Annotated in this window: 14 protein-coding genes; 13 read left to right on the top strand and 1 reads right to left on the bottom strand. The window is 64.8% G+C overall.

The features are described 5' to 3' along the window. The first annotated feature begins 42 nt into the window (after positions 1-42). From GGR90_RS03815 to GGR90_RS03775, 9 genes are all read left to right on the top strand, one after another. On the top strand, positions 43-444 hold the full coding sequence (locus GGR90_RS03815) for a DUF2958 domain-containing protein (protein WP_037556205.1): 402 nt from the start codon (positions 43-45) through the stop codon (positions 442-444). 124 nt (positions 445-568) lie between these two features. Then, the gene (locus tag GGR90_RS03810; RefSeq protein ID WP_037556203.1) at positions 569-2695 is read left to right on the top strand and encodes a ParB/RepB/Spo0J family partition protein; all 2127 of its coding nucleotides are present in this window, start codon (positions 569-571) and stop codon (positions 2693-2695) included. Positions 2696-2820: 125 nt separating this feature from the next. After that, positions 2821-3327 (top strand): hypothetical protein, encoded by a 507-nt coding sequence (locus GGR90_RS03805; protein WP_197411478.1) that lies wholly within the window; start codon positions 2821-2823, stop codon positions 3325-3327. Continuing rightward, complete coding sequence (locus GGR90_RS03800) at positions 3320-3820, top strand: hypothetical protein (protein WP_167919467.1); 501 nt, start codon at positions 3320-3322, stop codon at positions 3818-3820. Before GGR90_RS03805 ends, GGR90_RS03800 begins: the two co-directional genes overlap by 8 nt. A gap of 92 nt (positions 3821-3912) precedes the next feature. Continuing rightward, complete coding sequence (locus tag GGR90_RS03795; RefSeq protein ID WP_167919465.1) at positions 3913-4557, top strand: antitoxin of toxin-antitoxin stability system; 645 nt, start codon at positions 3913-3915, stop codon at positions 4555-4557. 94 nt (positions 4558-4651) lie between these two features. Then, positions 4652-9004 (top strand): strawberry notch-like NTP hydrolase domain-containing protein, encoded by a 4353-nt coding sequence (locus GGR90_RS03790; RefSeq protein ID WP_381448599.1) that lies wholly within the window; start codon positions 4652-4654, stop codon positions 9002-9004. 12 nt (positions 9005-9016) lie between these two features. Next, positions 9017-10066, top strand: coding sequence for a DUF7146 domain-containing protein (locus GGR90_RS03785; protein WP_167919463.1), 1050 nt, complete (start codon positions 9017-9019; stop codon positions 10064-10066). A 440-nt stretch (positions 10067-10506) separates the two neighbouring features. Then, entirely contained in the window at positions 10507-11448 is a 942-nt protein-coding gene (locus GGR90_RS03780) for a DUF2493 domain-containing protein (protein WP_167919461.1), read from the top strand. Positions 11449-11510: 62 nt separating this feature from the next. Beyond that, the gene (locus tag GGR90_RS03775) at positions 11511-12437 is read left to right on the top strand and encodes a nucleotidyltransferase and HEPN domain-containing protein (RefSeq protein ID WP_167919459.1); all 927 of its coding nucleotides are present in this window, start codon (positions 11511-11513) and stop codon (positions 12435-12437) included. Positions 12438-12945: 508 nt separating this feature from the next. Here GGR90_RS03775 and GGR90_RS03770 read toward each other — a convergent pair. After that, the gene (locus GGR90_RS03770) at positions 12946-13860 is read right to left on the bottom strand and encodes a helix-turn-helix transcriptional regulator (RefSeq protein WP_167919457.1); all 915 of its coding nucleotides are present in this window, start codon (positions 13858-13860) and stop codon (positions 12946-12948) included. Between the two features lie 119 nt (positions 13861-13979). On the opposite strand from GGR90_RS03770, the gene GGR90_RS03765 reads away from it, so the two are divergent. The 4 genes from GGR90_RS03765 to GGR90_RS03750 are packed head-to-tail and all read left to right on the top strand — an operon-like array spanning position 13980 to position 17144. Continuing rightward, a complete protein-coding gene (locus GGR90_RS03765) occupies positions 13980-14945 on the top strand; it encodes a CBASS oligonucleotide cyclase (RefSeq protein WP_167919455.1) in 966 nt (321 codons plus the stop codon). An 8-nt stretch (positions 14946-14953) separates the two neighbouring features. Then, the gene (locus GGR90_RS03760) at positions 14954-15466 is read left to right on the top strand and encodes an HORMA-1 domain-containing protein (protein WP_167919453.1); all 513 of its coding nucleotides are present in this window, start codon (positions 14954-14956) and stop codon (positions 15464-15466) included. Next, positions 15466-16413, top strand: a complete 948-nt coding sequence (locus GGR90_RS03755; RefSeq protein WP_167919451.1) for an AAA family ATPase — start codon at positions 15466-15468, stop codon at positions 16411-16413. Before GGR90_RS03760 ends, GGR90_RS03755 begins: the two co-directional genes overlap by 1 nt. Further along, positions 16410-17144 carry a DUF6602 domain-containing protein gene (locus GGR90_RS03750; protein ID WP_167919441.1) on the top strand — a complete coding sequence of 245 codons (735 nt, stop codon included), beginning with the start codon at positions 16410-16412 and terminating at the stop codon, positions 17142-17144. Before GGR90_RS03755 ends, GGR90_RS03750 begins: the two co-directional genes overlap by 4 nt. Positions 17145-17153: the final 9 nt, after the last annotated feature.

Here is a 17153-nt window from a genome sequence, read left to right as displayed (position 1 = left end):
GGCGAGAGAGGCTCGCCGCCGGTCGCCCCAGGAGAAAGTACCATGAAACTCTTGACCCCCGCGCTCGAGGCGCAGCTTCGCGCCAATCTGGCCACCCGGATCGACACGCTTTCGCGCGGCGAACGCGAGCCGGACCCCAAACCGGTCGTCCGCCTGTTCAGCCCCGTCGGCGCGGCGACCTGGCTCGCGACCGAGATCGATGCGGACGGTATTTTCTTCGGCCTCGCCGATCTCGGCTTCGGCTGCCCCGAACTCGGCAGCTTCGCGCTGTCCGAACTCGAGTCCGTCCGCCTTCCGTTCGGCCTCACGATCGAACGCGACCTCCACTTCACGGCAAGCCACCCGCTATCGGCTTATGCCGAAGCGGCGCGGCGAGCGGGGTCGATCGTGTTGGGGGAGCAAAGGCTCCGGCGCGCGGTCGAACGACTTTCGGGGCGCGGCTGACGCGCCTGGCCGCCTGCCGGGACCGCCACGCGCGGCCCCCGGGAGGAAGAGGGGGGCTGGCGCCTTCGTGACGGGTCCAGGAGCCGGGAGAGTGTCTCGCGGCGGCCCGTCATGGAGAAAGCCCATGGCCAGACAGGCCCCGAAACTCATCCTCAGCCCGTCGCGCGACATCCCGTTCGACCGGCTGTTTCTCTCCCAGTCCAATGTCCGGCGGGTGAAAGCCGGCGTGTCGGTCGAGGCGCTCGCCGACGATATCGACCGGCGAACCCTGCTCCAGAGCCTCAACGTCCGGCCCGAACGCGACGCCTCGGGAAAGGAGACGGGCCGCTATGAAATACCGGCCGGGGGGCGGCGCTATCGCGCGCTCGAACTGCTGGTGAAGCGGAAGCGTCTCGCGAATGATGCGCCAATCCCCTGCGTCGTGCGCGCGGCGGACAGCGATATTCTCGCCGAGGACGACAGTTTCGCCGAAAATGCCATGCGCGAGAGCCTCCATCCGCTCGACCAGTTTCGCGCGATGCAGGCGATGGTCGACAAGGGCGACGATGTCGAGGCGATCGCGGCGCATCATTTCACCACCCCCGCGGTCGTGCGCCAGCGGCTGAAGCTCGCCGCGGTGTCACCGAAGCTCCACGACATCTATGCCGACGACGGGATGACGCTCGACCAGTTGATGGCCTTCACCGTCGCCGACGATCATCAGCGCCAGGAGGAGCTCTGGGCGCAGCTCGATCACAGTTTCAACAAGAGCCCCGGCTTCATCCGCCAGAAACTCACCGAGGACAGCGTAAGGGTCACCGACAAGCGCGCAGCGTTCGTCGGCGTCGATACCTATGTCACGGCAGGCGGCGGCGTGGTGCGCGACTTGTTTGAGGCCGACGGAGGCGGCTGGCTCACCGACCCGGCGCTGCTCGACCGGCTGGTCGACGAAAGATTGAAAGCTGAAGGCGAGCGCATTCTCGCCGAGGGCTGGAAATGGGTGACCACCTCGATCGACCTGCCGTGGGACGCGACGCGCGACCTGCGCGCGATCGACCGCACGGAGGTCCCGATGACCGACGATGAACAGGCCCGCGTCGCCGCACTCGAGGCTGAAAGCGAGGCGCTTTGCGAGCAATGGTCCGAGGTGCCGGACGTGCCCGCCGAAGTGCATGCGCGGATCGATGCCATCGACGCCGAACTCGGCGCGCTCGTCGACCGCCCGCTCGTCTTCGATCCCGCCGAGATGGGACGCGCTGGCGCCTTCGTCTCGATCGACCGCGACGGATCGGTGCGGAACGAGCGCGGGTTCGTGCGGGCTGAGGACGAGCCGGAGCGGGAACTGGCCGATGGCGAGGCTGATCCGGAAACGGAAGCAGGGGGCGAAGGGTCCGGCCTGCGTGGCGGCGGGGATGGCGATCACGTCATACCGCCTGTGGGCAGCGATGGCGAAGACGAATCCGATGCGCTGCGTCCGCTTCCCGATCGCCTCGTGTCGGATCTCACCGCATGGCGCACGCTCGCGCTCCAGGACGCCTTTGCCCAGGATCCGGCCATTGCCTTCGCTGCGGTGCTCCATGCCCTTGTTCTCGGCTGTTTCTATTCCGCTACCCGCGAAAGTTGCGTCGAGATCGCGGCGAACCGCGTCTATTTCAGCAACGCGCCGACGAACCTGCGCGATTGCGCGCCGGCGCAGGCGATCGACGCGCGCGCGTCGGCATGGAAAGAGCGGCTCCCGCAGGACGACAAGGAGCTTTGGGACTTTCTGCTGACCCTCGACGGCGAGGAGCAGGCGAAACTCCTCGCGCACTGCACCTCGCTCTGCGTCAATGCCCAGGCCGAGATCGTTCCCAAATACGACAATGGCCGCATCTCGGCGCACGGCGTGGCGCGCCGGATCGCGCACAGCGATGTGCTGGCGCGGGCGGTTGGGCTCGATCTCGTTGCAGCGGGCTGGCGGCCGACGGTCGAGGGCTATTTCCGCTCGGTGACGAAACCGCGGATCCTCGCCGACGTCGCCGAGGCGCGCGGGACGCAATTTGCCGAGATGATCGATCATCTCAAGAAGGCCGACATGGCGCGCGAGGCGGAACGGCTTCTCGAAGATGCGGCCTGGCTTCCTGAGCCGATGCGCACGCCGGGGCTCGACGATGCTGAACTCGGCGACGCGGAGGGCGATCCCGCCGACTCAGAATTGCCTCCTTTCCTTGCCGAGGATGCAGTCGAACTGGACGGCGCGAACGACGCCGAACTGCCTGTCGCGGCCGAATAATCGGCTTCCGCCCATCACTGACAATCGAACCTCGGACCCGGCAGCGATGCCGGGCCGGGCCCTTTTTTGGAGACCTGACATGAATAATTCAAATCCCATTCGCCGCTCCAACGATGGAGGCTGTCATGGCTGATCGCGTTCCCGCATCGATCGAGATCGGCGGCGAAATCTCTGCTCCAGTTTTCGCAGAGCTGCTCCATATCATCGCCTTTGAGGGCCTGTCGCCCGAATGGGGCGGCGAGCCCTTCGACGCCGAAAGCCGCGTCGTGGGCCAGCCGCTCGCGCTGTTCGACGAGAGTTGCGCCTGGGGCAAGATCGACAATCTCGAGGCCTTCTGCGTCGAGAAAAGTCTGCCCTTTGTCCGTTGGTCGGGCAGCTATCCCGGCGAATGGTCGCCCGAGCGGCTCGTCTACCGCGGCTCGGGTACGGTCGACAGCTATATGATCGATGAAAGCGACCGGGTCCTGCTCGATCGCCGTCTGCTCGTCGAGCTCGGCTCGATCGAGGCTGCGATGGCCTATTTCGACACCGCGGAATTCGCAGTGCCGCCGCTGGTTGTCGAGGGCGATCCGCCGCCGGTACCGGCGGCGGCGGAAAGCGCGGCCGCACCGCGGGAGGCGAGCCATGGCTGATTATTTTTCCCAGACCGTTATCCGTCCGGATATCCCGCGCACTGCGATGACCGCGCTCGAATATAAGGTTCTCGGCCAGATATTCGATCATGAGGATGTCGGCGACGATGTCTATTTCTGCGCCGGCCATGGTCCGAACGATCTGCTGTTCCTGGACCTCGCGGAGGTGAAGGCGCTGCTCACCGAAGATGACGGTGTCGCAAGCGGCCTTGCCGATCTCGTCCGGCAGGAGATTGCCAAATGCGATGCCGACGATGCCGAGCTCGAACTCGATATGTCGGTGATCGGCTTCGAGGGCATTTTTCAGGACATCATCCGCCGTTCGGCGCTCGACCATGTCGAGGTCGAGGCCGCATGGACCTGCTCGAAAATGCGGCCCGACGGTTTCGGCGGCGCCGCGACGCTGATCACGGCGGACGAAATCGAATCGGTCTCGACGGCGGGATGGCTCGAAGAGGCCATCGCCCGCCTGTCGGGCGACGCCCCTGGCTGACGCCTGTCCAGACCATCGTTCACCGACTGCGAAAGCCCGGCCCTCGCCGGGCTTTCCCCATTTCTGGCCCCTTGGGCTGAGAGGAGGATTTCATGCCCTCGATAATCGAAACGACCGTCTATGGCATTGATAAACTGCCGGAGGCCGCAAAGGAGAAGGCGCGCGCCTGGTATCGCGAAGGCGGTTTCGACCATGACTGGTTCGAATTTGTCTATGAGGATTTTGAGCGCGTCTGCGACATATTGGGGGTCCGTCTCGATACGACCTCGGTGCGCCTCTTCGGCGGCGGGACGCGCCGGAAGCCCTGCATCTGGTTTTCCGGTTTCTGGAGCCAGGGCGACGGGGCCTGTTTCGAAGGCGATTACAGTTACGCCAAGGGCGCATCGGCGGCGATCCGCCGTTACGCGCCCAAGGATGTCGAACTTCATCGCATCGCCGATGCCCTTGGCTCGATTCAGCGCCGCAACTTCTATCAGCTCCGCGCGCGCATTGGCCATCGCGGTCGCTATTATCACGAATATAGCATGGACATTGCGGTCGAGCGCGACAGCCCGGTCGTCCAGGATATGACGGCTGACGCCGAGGACGATGTGAAGGAGGCGCTGCGCGACCTGGCGCGCTGGCTCTACGGGCGGCTCCAGAACGAATATGAGCATCTGACGTCGGACGAGGCCATCGACGAGATGATCCGTCTCAACGAATATGGCTTCACCGAGGATGGGGTTCGCTTCGGTTGAGAGGGAGAGGCGGGGCCGGGAAGGGGGAACCCCCGGATCCTGGAGAGAGCAGCGGGCGGTTCATTCCAGCCCCGCTCTCCCAAGGATTTCAGCCATGCGAATGACCTTCCCCGTTGCGGCGCGCGGCGCCGCGGCGACCGCTCCTTCCAGCTCGGTCGCGCCCGCTTCCCGGCGCCTGCTCGATGCCGCCCAGGCGCTTCAGCCTCTGCTCGAGACGGGCCAACCCTTTTCCACGGCCCAGCTTCGCGAGGCGATGGCACGCGCCTTCGGCGCGACCGATGCTGCCGGTGCTTGGGACTGGAAGGCGGCTTATGACGCGTGCGAGGCGTCGCAGGTCCTGTTGCTTCGCCGCTACGGCGGCGCGCTTGCGGCGCAAAACCGCTCGCCGCAACGCGTGCTTGCGATGTGGGAGCGGCTCGCCGCCCGCATTCCCACCCAGACGCGCCGCTCAGAGGAAGGCCAGTCCCTTCAGCAATTCTCGACGCCTTTGCCGCTCGCCTTTGTGGCGGCGCACGCGGCCTCGATCCATGCTGACGACCGCGTGCTCGAACCGTCGGCCGGGACAGGGATGCTTGCGATCCACGCCGAACTTGCCGGGGCGAGCCTCGCGCTCAACGAGTTGGCCGGCGGTCGCGCCGAGCTTCTCGAGCTACTGTTTCCCGCCGTGCCAATCACACGTCATGATGGCGCGTCGATCGACGACCGTCTCGACGCTGCTTTCGTCCCCGACGTCGTCCTCATGAACCCGCCTTTCTCCGCCACGGCGCACGTCGACCGCCCGATGCGCGGCACTGCACTTCGCCATATCGCCTCCGCGCTCGCGCGGCTCCGCGACGGCGGTCGGCTGGTCGCGATCGTCGGGGCGAATTGCGCGCCCGAGGCCGCGGCTTTCCGCGCCGGTTTTGTCCGATTACAGGAGCAGGCGAAGATCCTGTTTTCGGCCGCGATTGCTGGAAAAGTCTATGCCAAGCATGGCACCACGACCTCGACGCGCCTGCTTGTTATCGACAAGGTGCCTGCAGCCGATCCATCCCTGCTGCCAGCGAGCCATGGGGAAGCACCCGACCTGGCGACGCTGCTAGTTTGGGTGACTAGCCATGTGCCGCCGCGACCGGCCCCGCCGCCGCCTGCGCCAGCAGCGGCAACTCCGTTCATCCGCGGCGCATCGACTGCTCTCAGTCCTCTTGCCAAGGGATCCGTGCGACCAGAAAAGTCCGCGTGCGTCGCTGCGGGCGAGCTGGTCTATGAGACGATCGCGTGGTCGCCGCCCATCGGCCAGCTCGGCGAGGCGATCTACGAGCCCTATGGGCTTCAGTCCTTGCGCATTGCGGGGGCGTCACCCCATCCGACCGCGCTGGTTCAGTCGGCGGCGATGGCGTCGGTCGCGCCGCCGCAGCCTTCTTATCGCCCGCATCTTCCCGAAAATCTCGCTGCCGACGGTCTCCTGTCCGATGCCCAGCTTGAGTCGGTCATCTATGCTGGCGAGGCCCATGCCGACCATCTGTCCGGCGCGTGGACCGTCGACGAGACGTGGGACGTGGTGAGCGCCGCGAGCGAAGACAATGAGGTGGCGGTCCAGTTCCGGCGCGGCTGGTTCCTCGGCGACGGGACCGGCGCGGGCAAGGGCCGCCAGGTCGCGGGGATCATTCTCGACAACTGGTTGAAGGGCCGCCGCCGGGCGCTTTGGATCTCGAAGTCGGACAAGCTGCTTGAGGATGCGCAGCGCGACTGGGCGGCGCTGGGGCAGGAGCGCCTGCTCGTCACGCCGCTGTCGCGCTTCCGGCAGGGCACCCCGGTCCGGCTTGCCGAAGGCATCCTCTTCACCACCTATGCGACGCTTCGCTCGCAGGGCCGCGAAGGCAAGGCGAGCCGGATCGAGCAGATCGCCGCATGGCTCGGCCGCGATTTCGATGGGGTGATCGTCTTCGATGAGGCGCATGCGATGGCCAATGCGGCAGGCGGCAAGGGCGGGCGCGGCGACCAGAAACCGTCGCAACAGGGTCGGGCGGGGCTTCGGCTCCAGCATGCGTTGCCCGACGCGCGTGTCGTTTATGTGTCGGCGACGGGGGCGACGACGGTGCAGAACCTCGCTTATGCGCAGCGGCTCGGCCTGTGGGGCGGGAACGACTTTCCGTTCGCTTCGCGCGGCGAGTTCGTCGCCGCGATCGAGCAGGGCGGTGTCGCGGCGATGGAGGTGCTCGCGCGCGACCTCAAGGCGCTCGGCCTCTACGCGTCACGGTCGCTATCGTTCGACGGGGTCGAATATGAACTGCTCGAACATAAGCTGACCGACGAGCAGCGCCGGATCTACGATAGCTACGCCGCGGCCTTCCAGGTCATCCACAACAATCTCGCCGCGGCGATGGAGGCGGCGGGGGTGACGAGCGCCGAGCATGGCACGCTCAATGCGCAGGCGAAGTCCGCCGCGCGGTCGGCGTTCGAGAGCACCAAGCAGCGCTTCTTCAACCATCTCATCACCGCGATGCAGACCCCGAGTGCTATTGCGAGCATCGCGCGCGATATCGAGGCGGGCCATGCGGCGGTGGTCCAGATCGTCTCGACCGGTGAGGCGCTGCAGGAGCGCCGGCTCGCCGAAATACCGGCGGAGGATTGGAGCGATGTGTCGGTCGACATCACGCCGCGCGAATATGTGCTCGACTATCTCGCGCACGGCTTTCCGGTCCAATTGTTCGAGCCCTGCACCGACGGCGAGGGCAATCTTGCTTCGCGGCCCGCCTATGACGAGGGCGGCAACATCATCGTCAGCCGCGAGGCCTGCCGGCGGCGCGATGCGATGATCGAGAAGCTCGCCGCGCTGCCCCCCGTGCCCGGCGCGCTCGACCAGATCGTCCAGCATTTCGGGACCGAGACGGTCGCCGAGGTCACGGGGCGGTCGCGCCGCATCGTCCCGCGGACGGGCGAAGGTGGGGAGGTGCGTTTCGCGGTCGAGAACCGCCCCGGCAGCGCGAACATCGGCGAGACCCACGCCTTCATGGACGACGAGAAGCGCATCCTCATCTTCTCGGAAGCCGGCGGAACGGGACGATCCTATCATGCCGATCTCGGCGCGAAGAACCAGCGGCGGCGCATTCACTATCTGCTCGAGGCAGGATGGAAAGCGGATGCCGCGATCCAGGGCTTCGGGCGGACAAATCGAACGAACCAGAAGCAGCCACCGATGTTTCGTCCGGTGTCGACCGACGTCAAGGCGCAGAAGCGCTTCATATCGACGATCGCGCGGCGGCTCGATTCGATGGGAGCGATCACGCGCGGCCAGCGTCAGACGGGCGGGCAGAATATGTTCCGGCCCGAGGACAATCTGGAATCCTTCTATGCCCGCGACGCACTGCGCCAACTCTATGTGCTGATCGTGAACGCCAAGGTCGAAGGCTGCTCGCTGCTGACGTTCGAAAGCGCGACAGGATTGTCGTTGCTCGATATCGATGGCTGCCTGCGCGAGGAACTGCCCCCGATCACCACCTTTCTCAATCGCATGCTGGCCCTCACGATCGACCTCCAGAACATCCTGTTCGAGGCCTTCGAGGGTCTGCTCGTGCACCGCATCGAGGCGGCGGTCGCTGCGGGAACCTATGAGATCGGCCTCGAAACCCTGCGCGCTGAGAGCTTCGCGGTGAACGCACGGCAGACGATCTACACCCATCCCGGCACCGGGGCGGCGACGCAGCTTCTGACGATCGAGCGCAAGCAGCGGGTGCTGCCGCTCGATCTTGACGATGCACTGGCGCTCGTCCGGACACGCGGCGGCGAACTGCTTGTGAACCAGCGCTCGCAGCGAGCCGCGGTGAAGCTTGGCGCGCGCAGCGTGATCGATGACGACGGCGCAATCCACCGGCGCGTGCGGCTCCATCGGCCCCTCGACGCCAGCCACATGCTGCTCGCCGATTTCGTCATGAGCCATTGGCAGCCTGCCGACCGCGATCAGTTCGCCGATGTCTGGAAGGCCGAACTGGCGGACATTCCCGATTACGAGACGTCGACCCTGCACATGGTGTCGGGCTTGCTGCTGCCCATCTGGCGGCTGCTGCCAAAGGAATCGTCGCGCGTCTACCGGCTCCAGACCGACGAGGGCGAACGCATCATCGGGCGCAAGGTCTCGCCGGGCTGGGTGGCATCGGTGATCCGCGACACGCCGTGCGACCTCCCAAAAGACGAAGCGTGGCAACTTCTGCAGAAGGGCGAGGCTGTCTTTCACCTTGCGGACGGCCAGATGCTGCGCCGCGTTCGCGCCATGAACGACTGGCGGATCGAGCTTTCCGGCTTCAACGATCTTGGTGTTGACCGGCTGAAGGCATTTGGCTTGATTTCCGAAATCGTCTCGTGGCAACTGAAGCTCTACGTGCCGGCAGGGGCTGCTGGCGCCGACGTGTTCGCGCGGCTGGTGGATCGATTTCCGATCCAGCGGATCGCGGATCGCAAGGCCGCCTGAAGGAGCCCCGCCATGGAAAGTCCGGTCCGTGAACTTGCGCGTCGTCTCGGTGAAAATGCCGAGGCGGTGTGCCGCCACTACCTCTCGAACGGTCGCCGCGAAGGCCATTATTGGATGGTCGGCGATAAGGGCAATGCGCCGGGGCGAAGTCTTTATGTGCGTCTCGTCGACGGCGATGGCCGCCGCACGGCGGGCAAATGGACCGATGCCGCGACTGGCGATCGTGGCGACCTGCTCGACATCATCGCCGCCAGCTGCGCGTATGCGAACCTCGCTGAAACGCTCGCCGAGGCGCGGCGATTTCTGAGCTTGCCTCCATCCGACGCCGGCACGCAGGGTCCGCGTCCGCGCCGGGCGCGCGGGGCGCCCGCTGGCAGCGCAGAGGCGGCAGCGCGGCTTTGGGCGGCTTCGAAGCCCATCGCTGGGACACCGGTGCGCAACTATCTCGCGAGCCGTGCGCTTCGGCGCGGCGGCGATTTGCCCGCGCTGCGATGCCACCCGCATTGCTACTATCGCCGGTCCGAGGAGGATGCCCCCTCGGTCAAGTCGGCATATCCGGCGATGATCGCCGCGGTGACCGACCTCGGCGGCTCGCTCATGGGCGTCCATCGCACCTGGCTCGATCCGCACCGATCAACCAAGGCGCCCGTGGCTTATCCGCGGCGCGCGATGGGACATTTACTGGGTCACGGCGTGCGTTTCGGGCTCTCGAGCGAGGTCATGGCATTCGGTGAGGGCATCGAAACCATGCTCTCGCTGCGCGAAATCGCCCCGGCACTTCCTCTCGTCGCAGGTCTGTCGGCGGCCCATCTTGCGGCGCTCGAATTTCCTGCGCCGCTTCGCCGCCTCTATGTTGCCCGCGAACCGGATGAAGCCGGACGCGCCGCATTCGCCGCCCTTGCCGAGCGAACCGCACCGCTGGGGATCGATATCCTGCCGCTCGATCCGGCGCTGGACGATCTGAACAGCGATCTTATGCAGATGAGCCGTTCGCAGCTTGCCGCTTTCATCGCCCCGCAGATGCACATCGGCGATGCCGAGCGGATGCTGGACGCAACATGATCGCGCCTGGCGCGAACGGCGCAACGCCTCCAGCATGGCGGCCGCGAATTGCGACGTCGCAATCGCGCGCACCATCCTCAAGTTGCCCGAAAACCCATAGCTGTTTCGGACAGCGGAGTGTCACCTCTCCGCAGGGGATCGGATCAAGCCGGTCCGGGAAGGGGAAGCCCGATCAGCCTGTTCTCGGGAGGCCGCGCCTCGGCCTTCGCTGGAGTGCGACTGCGGCAGCGTGCGCGGGCCGCGCAATGGCTCTGCTCGCGGCTATTTTCCGCCGGGGCTGGCGCCCCTTTGCATCGCGAAACAAAATAGCCGCGAACCCGCCATCCTTCGCTGGCGCTTCGGCCGCGCGGGGTCCCCGCGCGGTGCGAACCCGCACCCGCCGCCGCCGGGGCGTCGCCGCGAAGGCCGCGAGAGGCGCGGCCCCAGACAAGAGAAATGACATGATCGACCTGTCCGACCTTCCCGAACGCGGCGAACCGTATGAGCCCGGCGCCAGCGCCTACCTGCTCCAGGAAATGCAGCTTTACGGCCATCGGCCCTTTGAGGATGAACCCGACGCACGGCCGCTCCCATGCGACCGGCTTGCCGGAGGCGCCGTCGCCGACATCTTCGACGCCTTGGCGGGCTGCCTCGTCGATACCCGCATCGAGCCCGATCTTGAAGATCTGCTCTGGGGCGTCGTCAATATCTTCCACCGCGCCGGCGAGCGCGTCGAGCGCGAGCTCGATCGCAACGAACAGGCGCAGCGCGAACTCCAGCGCGAGCAGGATGGCAGCGAAATCCGCTCGGTCGAACTCGAACGTACGATCGCCGAGGGCATCACGATGATCGAGCGGCGCGACACGATGGAATTTTTTCGCGAATGTGCCGCCGAGCAGTTCCGGATCCACGCCCGCAAGGCCTGGACCCCGCGGACCGGGTCGCGCGTCCGTCACAAGATGATGACCGCGGCGATGATCGACAGCCGCGACTTCATGGACAAGCGTCTCCGCGAAAAGGCCAAGGCCCTGATCCCCGAGGGAACCCGCATCGCCTTCAGCGGCGGACCGACCTGCAACGATCATCGCCACATCTGGTCAGCGCTCGACAAGGTGCATGCCCGTCATGCCGACATGGTGCTGATGCATGGTGCGACGCCGACCGGCGCCGAGCGCGCCGCCGCCTGCTGGGCCGATGCGCGCGGCGTGCCGCAGGTTGCGTTCCGCCCCGACTGGAATCGCTACAAGAAGGCGGCTCCGTTCAAGCGCAACGAGCGGATGATCGATGCGATGCCGGCCGGTCTGGTCGTTTTCTCGGGCACCGGCATCCAGGACAATCTCGTCGACAAGGCGCGGGCGTTCGGCATTCCGGTCTGGGATTTTCGCATCAAGGAAGGCGGCTGAGGTGCCGATTTGGATCTGACGGCGCTTGCCATCCGGCGAGCAGGATTACAGGATGAAAATCAATGAAAACCGATCTCGATCATCTCCCGGCGAACAAGCAGCGCGAACTCGAGCGTGTGAAGGCGATCATCTTCGAAGAATTCGAGGATGCCCTGGCGCTCGGGACGATGAGCTGGAAGAAGAAGGGCCGGATCGACAAGATCATCCTCTACGGCAGCTATGCGCGCGGTGGCTGGGTGGATGAGCCGCACACCGCTAAAGGCTATCGTTCGGACTTCGATTTGCTGATCATCGTCAACGACAAGCGCCTGACCGACAAGATCGACTTCTGGTCGAAGCTCGACGACCGGCTGACTCGCGAGCTTGCAATCGACAAGACGCTCCACACGCCGGTCAACTTCATCGTTCACACGCTGCAGGAGGTGAACGACGGGCTTGCGCACGGGCGCTATTTCTTCATGGACGTCGCGCGCGACGGGGTCGCGCTCTACGAATATGACGACAAGGAATTGCACAAGCCGAAGCCGAAGACGCCCGAGCAGGCGTTGGCGATGGCGAAGGAATATTTCGACGAGTGGTTTCCTGCGGCAATGAAACGCTTTGGGGGAGCGCAGTATTACCGCGAACAGGGTCACTTCAAGGACGCGGCGTTTGATACGCATCAAGCCACTGAGCGGCTCTATCATTGCGTCCTTTTGGTCTGCACCTTCTACACGCCCCACGTCCACAATCTGGGCTTTTTGCGCACTCAAGCCGAGCGATTGGATATGCGGCTGGTGGATGCATGGCCGCGTGAACTGAAGACGGACCGATCTCGTTTCGAGAAGCTGAAGGAAGCCTATGTGAAGGCGCGCTATTCGAAGCATTTTCGGATTAGCGAGGATGATCTCCTGTGGCTCGCGGTACGTGTCGAGGAGCTCGGCCGCGCGGTGCATGCGGTCTGCTCCGAGCGTATTGCGGCCCTGGAAGCCAATTGTCGTCCAGGTTGATTACCAAATAGCCTCCGCTTTTCTCGTAGACATAATTACTGAGGAAACAATGTGTTGCCTCGTGGCATCACTGCCCGACATTCCGCTACGGTATCCTGAATCCAGTGGCTATTGTGATCCAATCCTTTAGTGGGAGCGACGCGACCCAAATGGAGGGCTCCTCCATTCAACTTTGGCGGCCTTTTAGGCCGCCTTTTTTGTACGTCGGCTTTGCGCCCGCTTCCCCGCCGTTCAACGCGCTTATCGCCGATCCCGATAGCTGACGTTCGGTTAGGTAGCGTCGACAGACACGACTGGGTGGATAACGGCCCGCCCGCTTTCGGGCGATCAGTCGGCGTAAGCGGACGCTTGTTCAGGAGGCTCCCACTGACAGCTACGCCCCCCGATCTAAGACATTTAGGCGCTCCGCCTGCGATGCTGGACGTCGTCGTTCGCCATGCGATGCGGACCGATGGCGCTATCATGCCTGAAGAGCGTTCTGGTGTTTGCGTTTGACCGAGACCTACGGTCATGGTTCCAATTGATCTGACGCGCGGCTCTTCCGTTTCTGGATCCGTACCTTCGACCCGGCCTTGGCTTCCTCAATCGCCCTACGCACCTCATCGATATTGCTCAGGCAAATCTGCGCACGAGCAGGTGGAAGGTCGGACAGATCCAGATTCATCCGCGTAATAAAGTAGTAAGCCATCGACAGCCGTACATCGATCTCGCGTTTGCCGTCGTTCATTGCGTAATCACGCTCGATCGCCAAGCTCTGGTCCTTAGTCAGCCCGGGATGCGGACGAAGCTCAAGCCTCGCGAAGTTCTCCCACTCAAGATCGTCCGCCGGGTCGAAGTCGGCCGGCGGGCCGGACTTAATTTCATCGATGCGGGTCAGGACGAAGTCGCGGAAGTCGTCGCGGTCGCATGCCCAAGCACGGACGTGCCAGCGGTAGCCGTCGTAGGCGAGCGCGTGCGGCGCAATGATTCTCGTCCGCGAGTTGGTCAGTGACTGGTATCTGACCTCGACGCACTGCCGGGTGCGGATCGCGTCAAGGATGCGCCGAAGGCAGTTCGGGTCCACGTGCCGTACTATGTCAGGGGCGATGTCGGTGCCGGGAAGGTCGCGGAACCAGATCTCACGTCTGGGCAGTGCGCCCGAGAACAGCGCCCGCAACTGTAGCAGCAACCGATCGGCGGAGACCTTCAGGAACGATGGCTTCATGTCGGGTGTCGGCCGAAACGTCCGGCCGACGCCGTCGTACTCTATGTTGTGAGGGGCGGTCTCGCGGTAGCGGCGGAGATCCACCGAAGCCTGCGGCGTCGAGATCTCGAAGGTGGTCTCGAGGTCGCTTCTGTTGAGACCGCCCTCCCAGAACAGCTTCCACTCAATGAACTCGAACCGACGGTTCTGCGTCCACGGACGCTTTTCTTCGTTTGCCATGGGTATCGTTCCTTGACGGGTATTAAATCTATACCCATATAGTTCCTAGCGGGTCAGCTGATGATTCGCCCAATTATCAGCCCGCGTCAAGGGATGTCGGGCGGCGAGGAGACGAGTCTGTGAGCCGTGAGCACGTCGGGCACCGCGACATCCTTTCCTTCGCCGAGGAGCGTGTGAACCTGCCGCAGGAAAAGGCGCAGGAGTATCGCGCGCAGGCGCGGCGGCTTCGCGAGAAGCTGGAGGGCTATGTCGGCCAGCATCCTGACTTCACCCTGCGCAAGATGATGCTGTCGGGTAGCTTGGCGAAGGGCACGGCGCTCCGCACCCTGAACGACATCGACGTCGCATGCTACATCAGCGGCGCTGACGCTCCCCATTCGGTGACGGAGCTGCTGACGTATTTGGCCGAGCGGCTGCGGAAGGCCTTTCCCAACTTCGCACCCGACCAGGTGCAGCCGCAGACGTACTCGGTGACGGTCTCGTTCCGCGGCACCGGTCTGGACGTGGACGTCGTGCCGATCCTCTATGACGGCGACCCGCAATGGTATGGCAACTTGGTCAGCCAGGACGACGGGTCATTCCTCGAGACCAGCATCCCGCTCCATCTCGAGTTCGCGGCAAAGCGCAAGAAGGCGCAGGTGAAACACTTCGCCCAGGTCGTCCGCCTGGTGAAGTTCTGGGCGCATCGGCAGAAGCAGGAGCGGGACGGTTTCCGCTTCAAGTCCTTCATGATCGAGCTGATACTGGCAAAGCTCTGCGACGACGGCCTCGACCTGTCAGACTACCCGGAGGCCCTCCAGCACTTCTTCACCTATGTCGCGACGAGCGGCCTAGAGGATCGCATCGCGTTTCCCGACTACTATCCGCTCTCGGCCATCTGTGCGTTCACCGAACCGATGCGGATTATCGACCCGGTCAACGCCGTAAACAATGTGTCGCGGCTCTACACCACCGCCAACATGGACGAGATCGTCGATGCCGCGCTCGACGCCGGAGACGCGATTGACGCCGCCTTGGCGGCCCCCAACAAGCAGTTGACCGTCGGCTACTGGCAGAAGGTCTTCGGCTCCACCTTCCAGATCTGAGGACTGCGATGTCGAGCTACACCATATCCGAGAGCATCACATTCACGGCGACGCATGCGCGGCACATTGCCGCGAAGATCGCCACCGACCTGAAACGCATTCAGCGCCTCTATGGTTGGCCCTCCGACCGCGAGATCGCCGAGTATGAGGGCGAGGCCGTCGCGATGATGAAAGCCAGCTATCTCGCCGAGGTGACCTACGGCTTCAAGCGCAACGGTCTGTGGGTCGAGCCAACGCTGAAGTATGCGGCGCGCGACCTGGCGGGCGGCTCGGCCAACGACGACGATCCGGGAAGGATCAGGCCCGGCAGGAACGTGTCGGGCGCCAGCTTCACCAGCTTTATGACCTACAGCGACGCGTTCTTCAGGTTGTCGCAGGCAGAGCGCGACGCGTTCAAGGGAGGTCTTCCGATCTTCCGCACGAGTGGTTCGGAGCCTGCGGTCGATGGCTATCTCGACTCCGACCGGACCTATTCCGCCGGGGGCCGCGCGCTCGACCGGTCCAGCGTGAGGAGCTACTGATGCAGACGATGCCCGGGCTCGACGAACTGTTCGAGCGGCGCCAGACCTATCCCGACTTTGATCCGCAGGAGCGGCTCGCGCGGCTCGTCGGTCTCGACGACCAGAAGTCCCGCCTCGCCAAGATTCTCGGCCTGCTGGTAAATCCACACGGACTGGAGCGATGGGCAGAGCGCTTCCACGCGGCGGAGGCGCGTCCTCTGCTCGACGTGGTGCTTCGTCGGCCGCCGCTCGTCATCTTAGCCGGCGATGTTGGGTCGGGTAAGACCGAGCTCGCGGAGACGATCGGGGACGCGGTCGCCCGGCAGGAGGGCATCGAACTCACCCTGTTCCCCTTGAGCCTCGCCACGCGTGGTCAGGGACGCGTCGGCGAGATGACCCAGTTGCTCACCGCAGCGTTCGAGCATAGCGTGCAGGCCGCCACTCGCCTGAAGTGCTCGGGCAAGGCCAAGGGCGGGATCATCCTGCTGATCGACGAGGCCGACGCGCTGGCCCAGTCTCGCGAGGCGGCGCAGATGCACCACGAGGACCGCGCAGGGGTCAACGCCTTCATCCGCGGCATCGATCGGTTGGCCAATCTGCGGCTGCCGGCCGCGGTGATCATGTGTACGAACCGGTTGAACGCGCTCGATCCCGCCGTGCGACGACGCGCTGCGGACATTATGGCGTTCACGCGCCCGAATGACGAGCAGCGGACGCACATCCTGTCGCTGAGGCTCGGCCCGCTCGGCGTGAGCCGCAGCCACGTTCAGGCGCTCGTCGACGCGACGGGGCCGACGCGGGGCGCACCCGGCTTCACCTTCTCGGACCTAGCTCAGCGCCTGCTGCCGGCGATCGCGCTCGACGCCTATCCGGATCGCGCGGTCAAGGGCCCGAGGGCGCTTGAGATCGCGAAGGCTATGACGGCCACGCCGGCTTTTCGGGACGAGGCGACGGGAGATGCGAAATGAGCAACTGGTCCATCCAGACGCTCCTTTCGGAGCTTCACGACGACATCCAGCAGCAGCTGGCTCGGGCGAGGAAGGCGTTCGGCCATCCGGGCACAAAGGGCGACGCGAGCGAGGCCGTCTGGCTGGAGTTGCTGCAGACATACCTCCCTGAACGCTATCAGGCGGCATCGGCGCACGTCGTCGACAGTGAAGGGAAGTTCAGCCAGCAGATCGACATCGTGGTGTTCGATCGGCAGTATTCACCCTTCATATTCAAGTTCCAGGGGCAGACGGTGATTCCAGCGGAAAGCGTCTATGCGGTGTTCGAGGCCAAGCAGACGATCAACGCTGAGCAGGTAGCCTATGCGCGCGAGAAGGTGGCGAGCGTCCGGGCGCTGCGCAGGACGAGCCTCCCGATCCCGCACGCGGGAGGCCTCTACCCACCGAAGCCCCTTCAGCGGATTATCGGCGGTCTGGTCACTCTGGAGAGCGACTGGAGGCCGGGTCTGGGCGACCCGCTCGTGAGCGCTTTGGCCGTCGCCGACGCTCAGGACCGGCTCGACCTCGGCTGCGTCGCCGCCCACGGCATATTCTCCTGTGGTGAGGAGGGATGCGGCACGCTGACGCCGATGGGCAAGGCGGCGACCGCATTCCTGCTCGAGCTGATCGCGCGGCTTCAGGAGAAGGCCACCGTGCCGATGATCGACGTCAGGGCATATGCACGCTGGCTCGACGTGGACGTGTTGCCGTGATCTACGAAC

Source organism: Sphingopyxis italica, from assembly GCF_011926545.1.
Classification (GTDB): domain Bacteria; phylum Pseudomonadota; class Alphaproteobacteria; order Sphingomonadales; family Sphingomonadaceae; genus Sphingopyxis; species Sphingopyxis italica.
This window is presented reverse-complemented; position numbering and strand designations above follow the sequence as displayed.

Coding starts and splice junctions, on each gene's coding strand:
- GGR90_RS03810 (WP_037556203.1), top strand. CDS start 569: ATGGCCAGACAGGCCCCGAAACTCATCCTCAGCCCGTCGCGCGACATC.
- GGR90_RS03780 (WP_167919461.1), top strand. CDS start 10,507: ATGATCGACCTGTCCGACCTTCCCGAACGCGGCGAACCGTATGAGCCC.
- GGR90_RS03790 (WP_381448599.1), top strand. CDS start 4,652: ATGCGAATGACCTTCCCCGTTGCGGCGCGCGGCGCCGCGGCGACCGCT.
- GGR90_RS03785 (WP_167919463.1), top strand. CDS start 9,017: ATGGAAAGTCCGGTCCGTGAACTTGCGCGTCGTCTCGGTGAAAATGCC.
- GGR90_RS03750 (WP_167919441.1), top strand. CDS start 16,410: ATGAGCAACTGGTCCATCCAGACGCTCCTTTCGGAGCTTCACGACGAC.
- GGR90_RS03775 (WP_167919459.1), top strand. CDS start 11,511: ATGAAAACCGATCTCGATCATCTCCCGGCGAACAAGCAGCGCGAACTC.
- GGR90_RS03755 (WP_167919451.1), top strand. CDS start 15,466: ATGCAGACGATGCCCGGGCTCGACGAACTGTTCGAGCGGCGCCAGACC.
- GGR90_RS03800 (WP_167919467.1), top strand. CDS start 3,320: ATGGCTGATTATTTTTCCCAGACCGTTATCCGTCCGGATATCCCGCGC.
- GGR90_RS03760 (WP_167919453.1), top strand. CDS start 14,954: ATGTCGAGCTACACCATATCCGAGAGCATCACATTCACGGCGACGCAT.
- GGR90_RS03795 (WP_167919465.1), top strand. CDS start 3,913: ATGCCCTCGATAATCGAAACGACCGTCTATGGCATTGATAAACTGCCG.
- GGR90_RS03805 (WP_197411478.1), top strand. CDS start 2,821: ATGGCTGATCGCGTTCCCGCATCGATCGAGATCGGCGGCGAAATCTCT.
- GGR90_RS03815 (WP_037556205.1), top strand. CDS start 43: ATGAAACTCTTGACCCCCGCGCTCGAGGCGCAGCTTCGCGCCAATCTG.
- GGR90_RS03770 (WP_167919457.1), bottom strand. CDS start 13,860: ATGGCAAACGAAGAAAAGCGTCCGTGGACGCAGAACCGTCGGTTCGAG.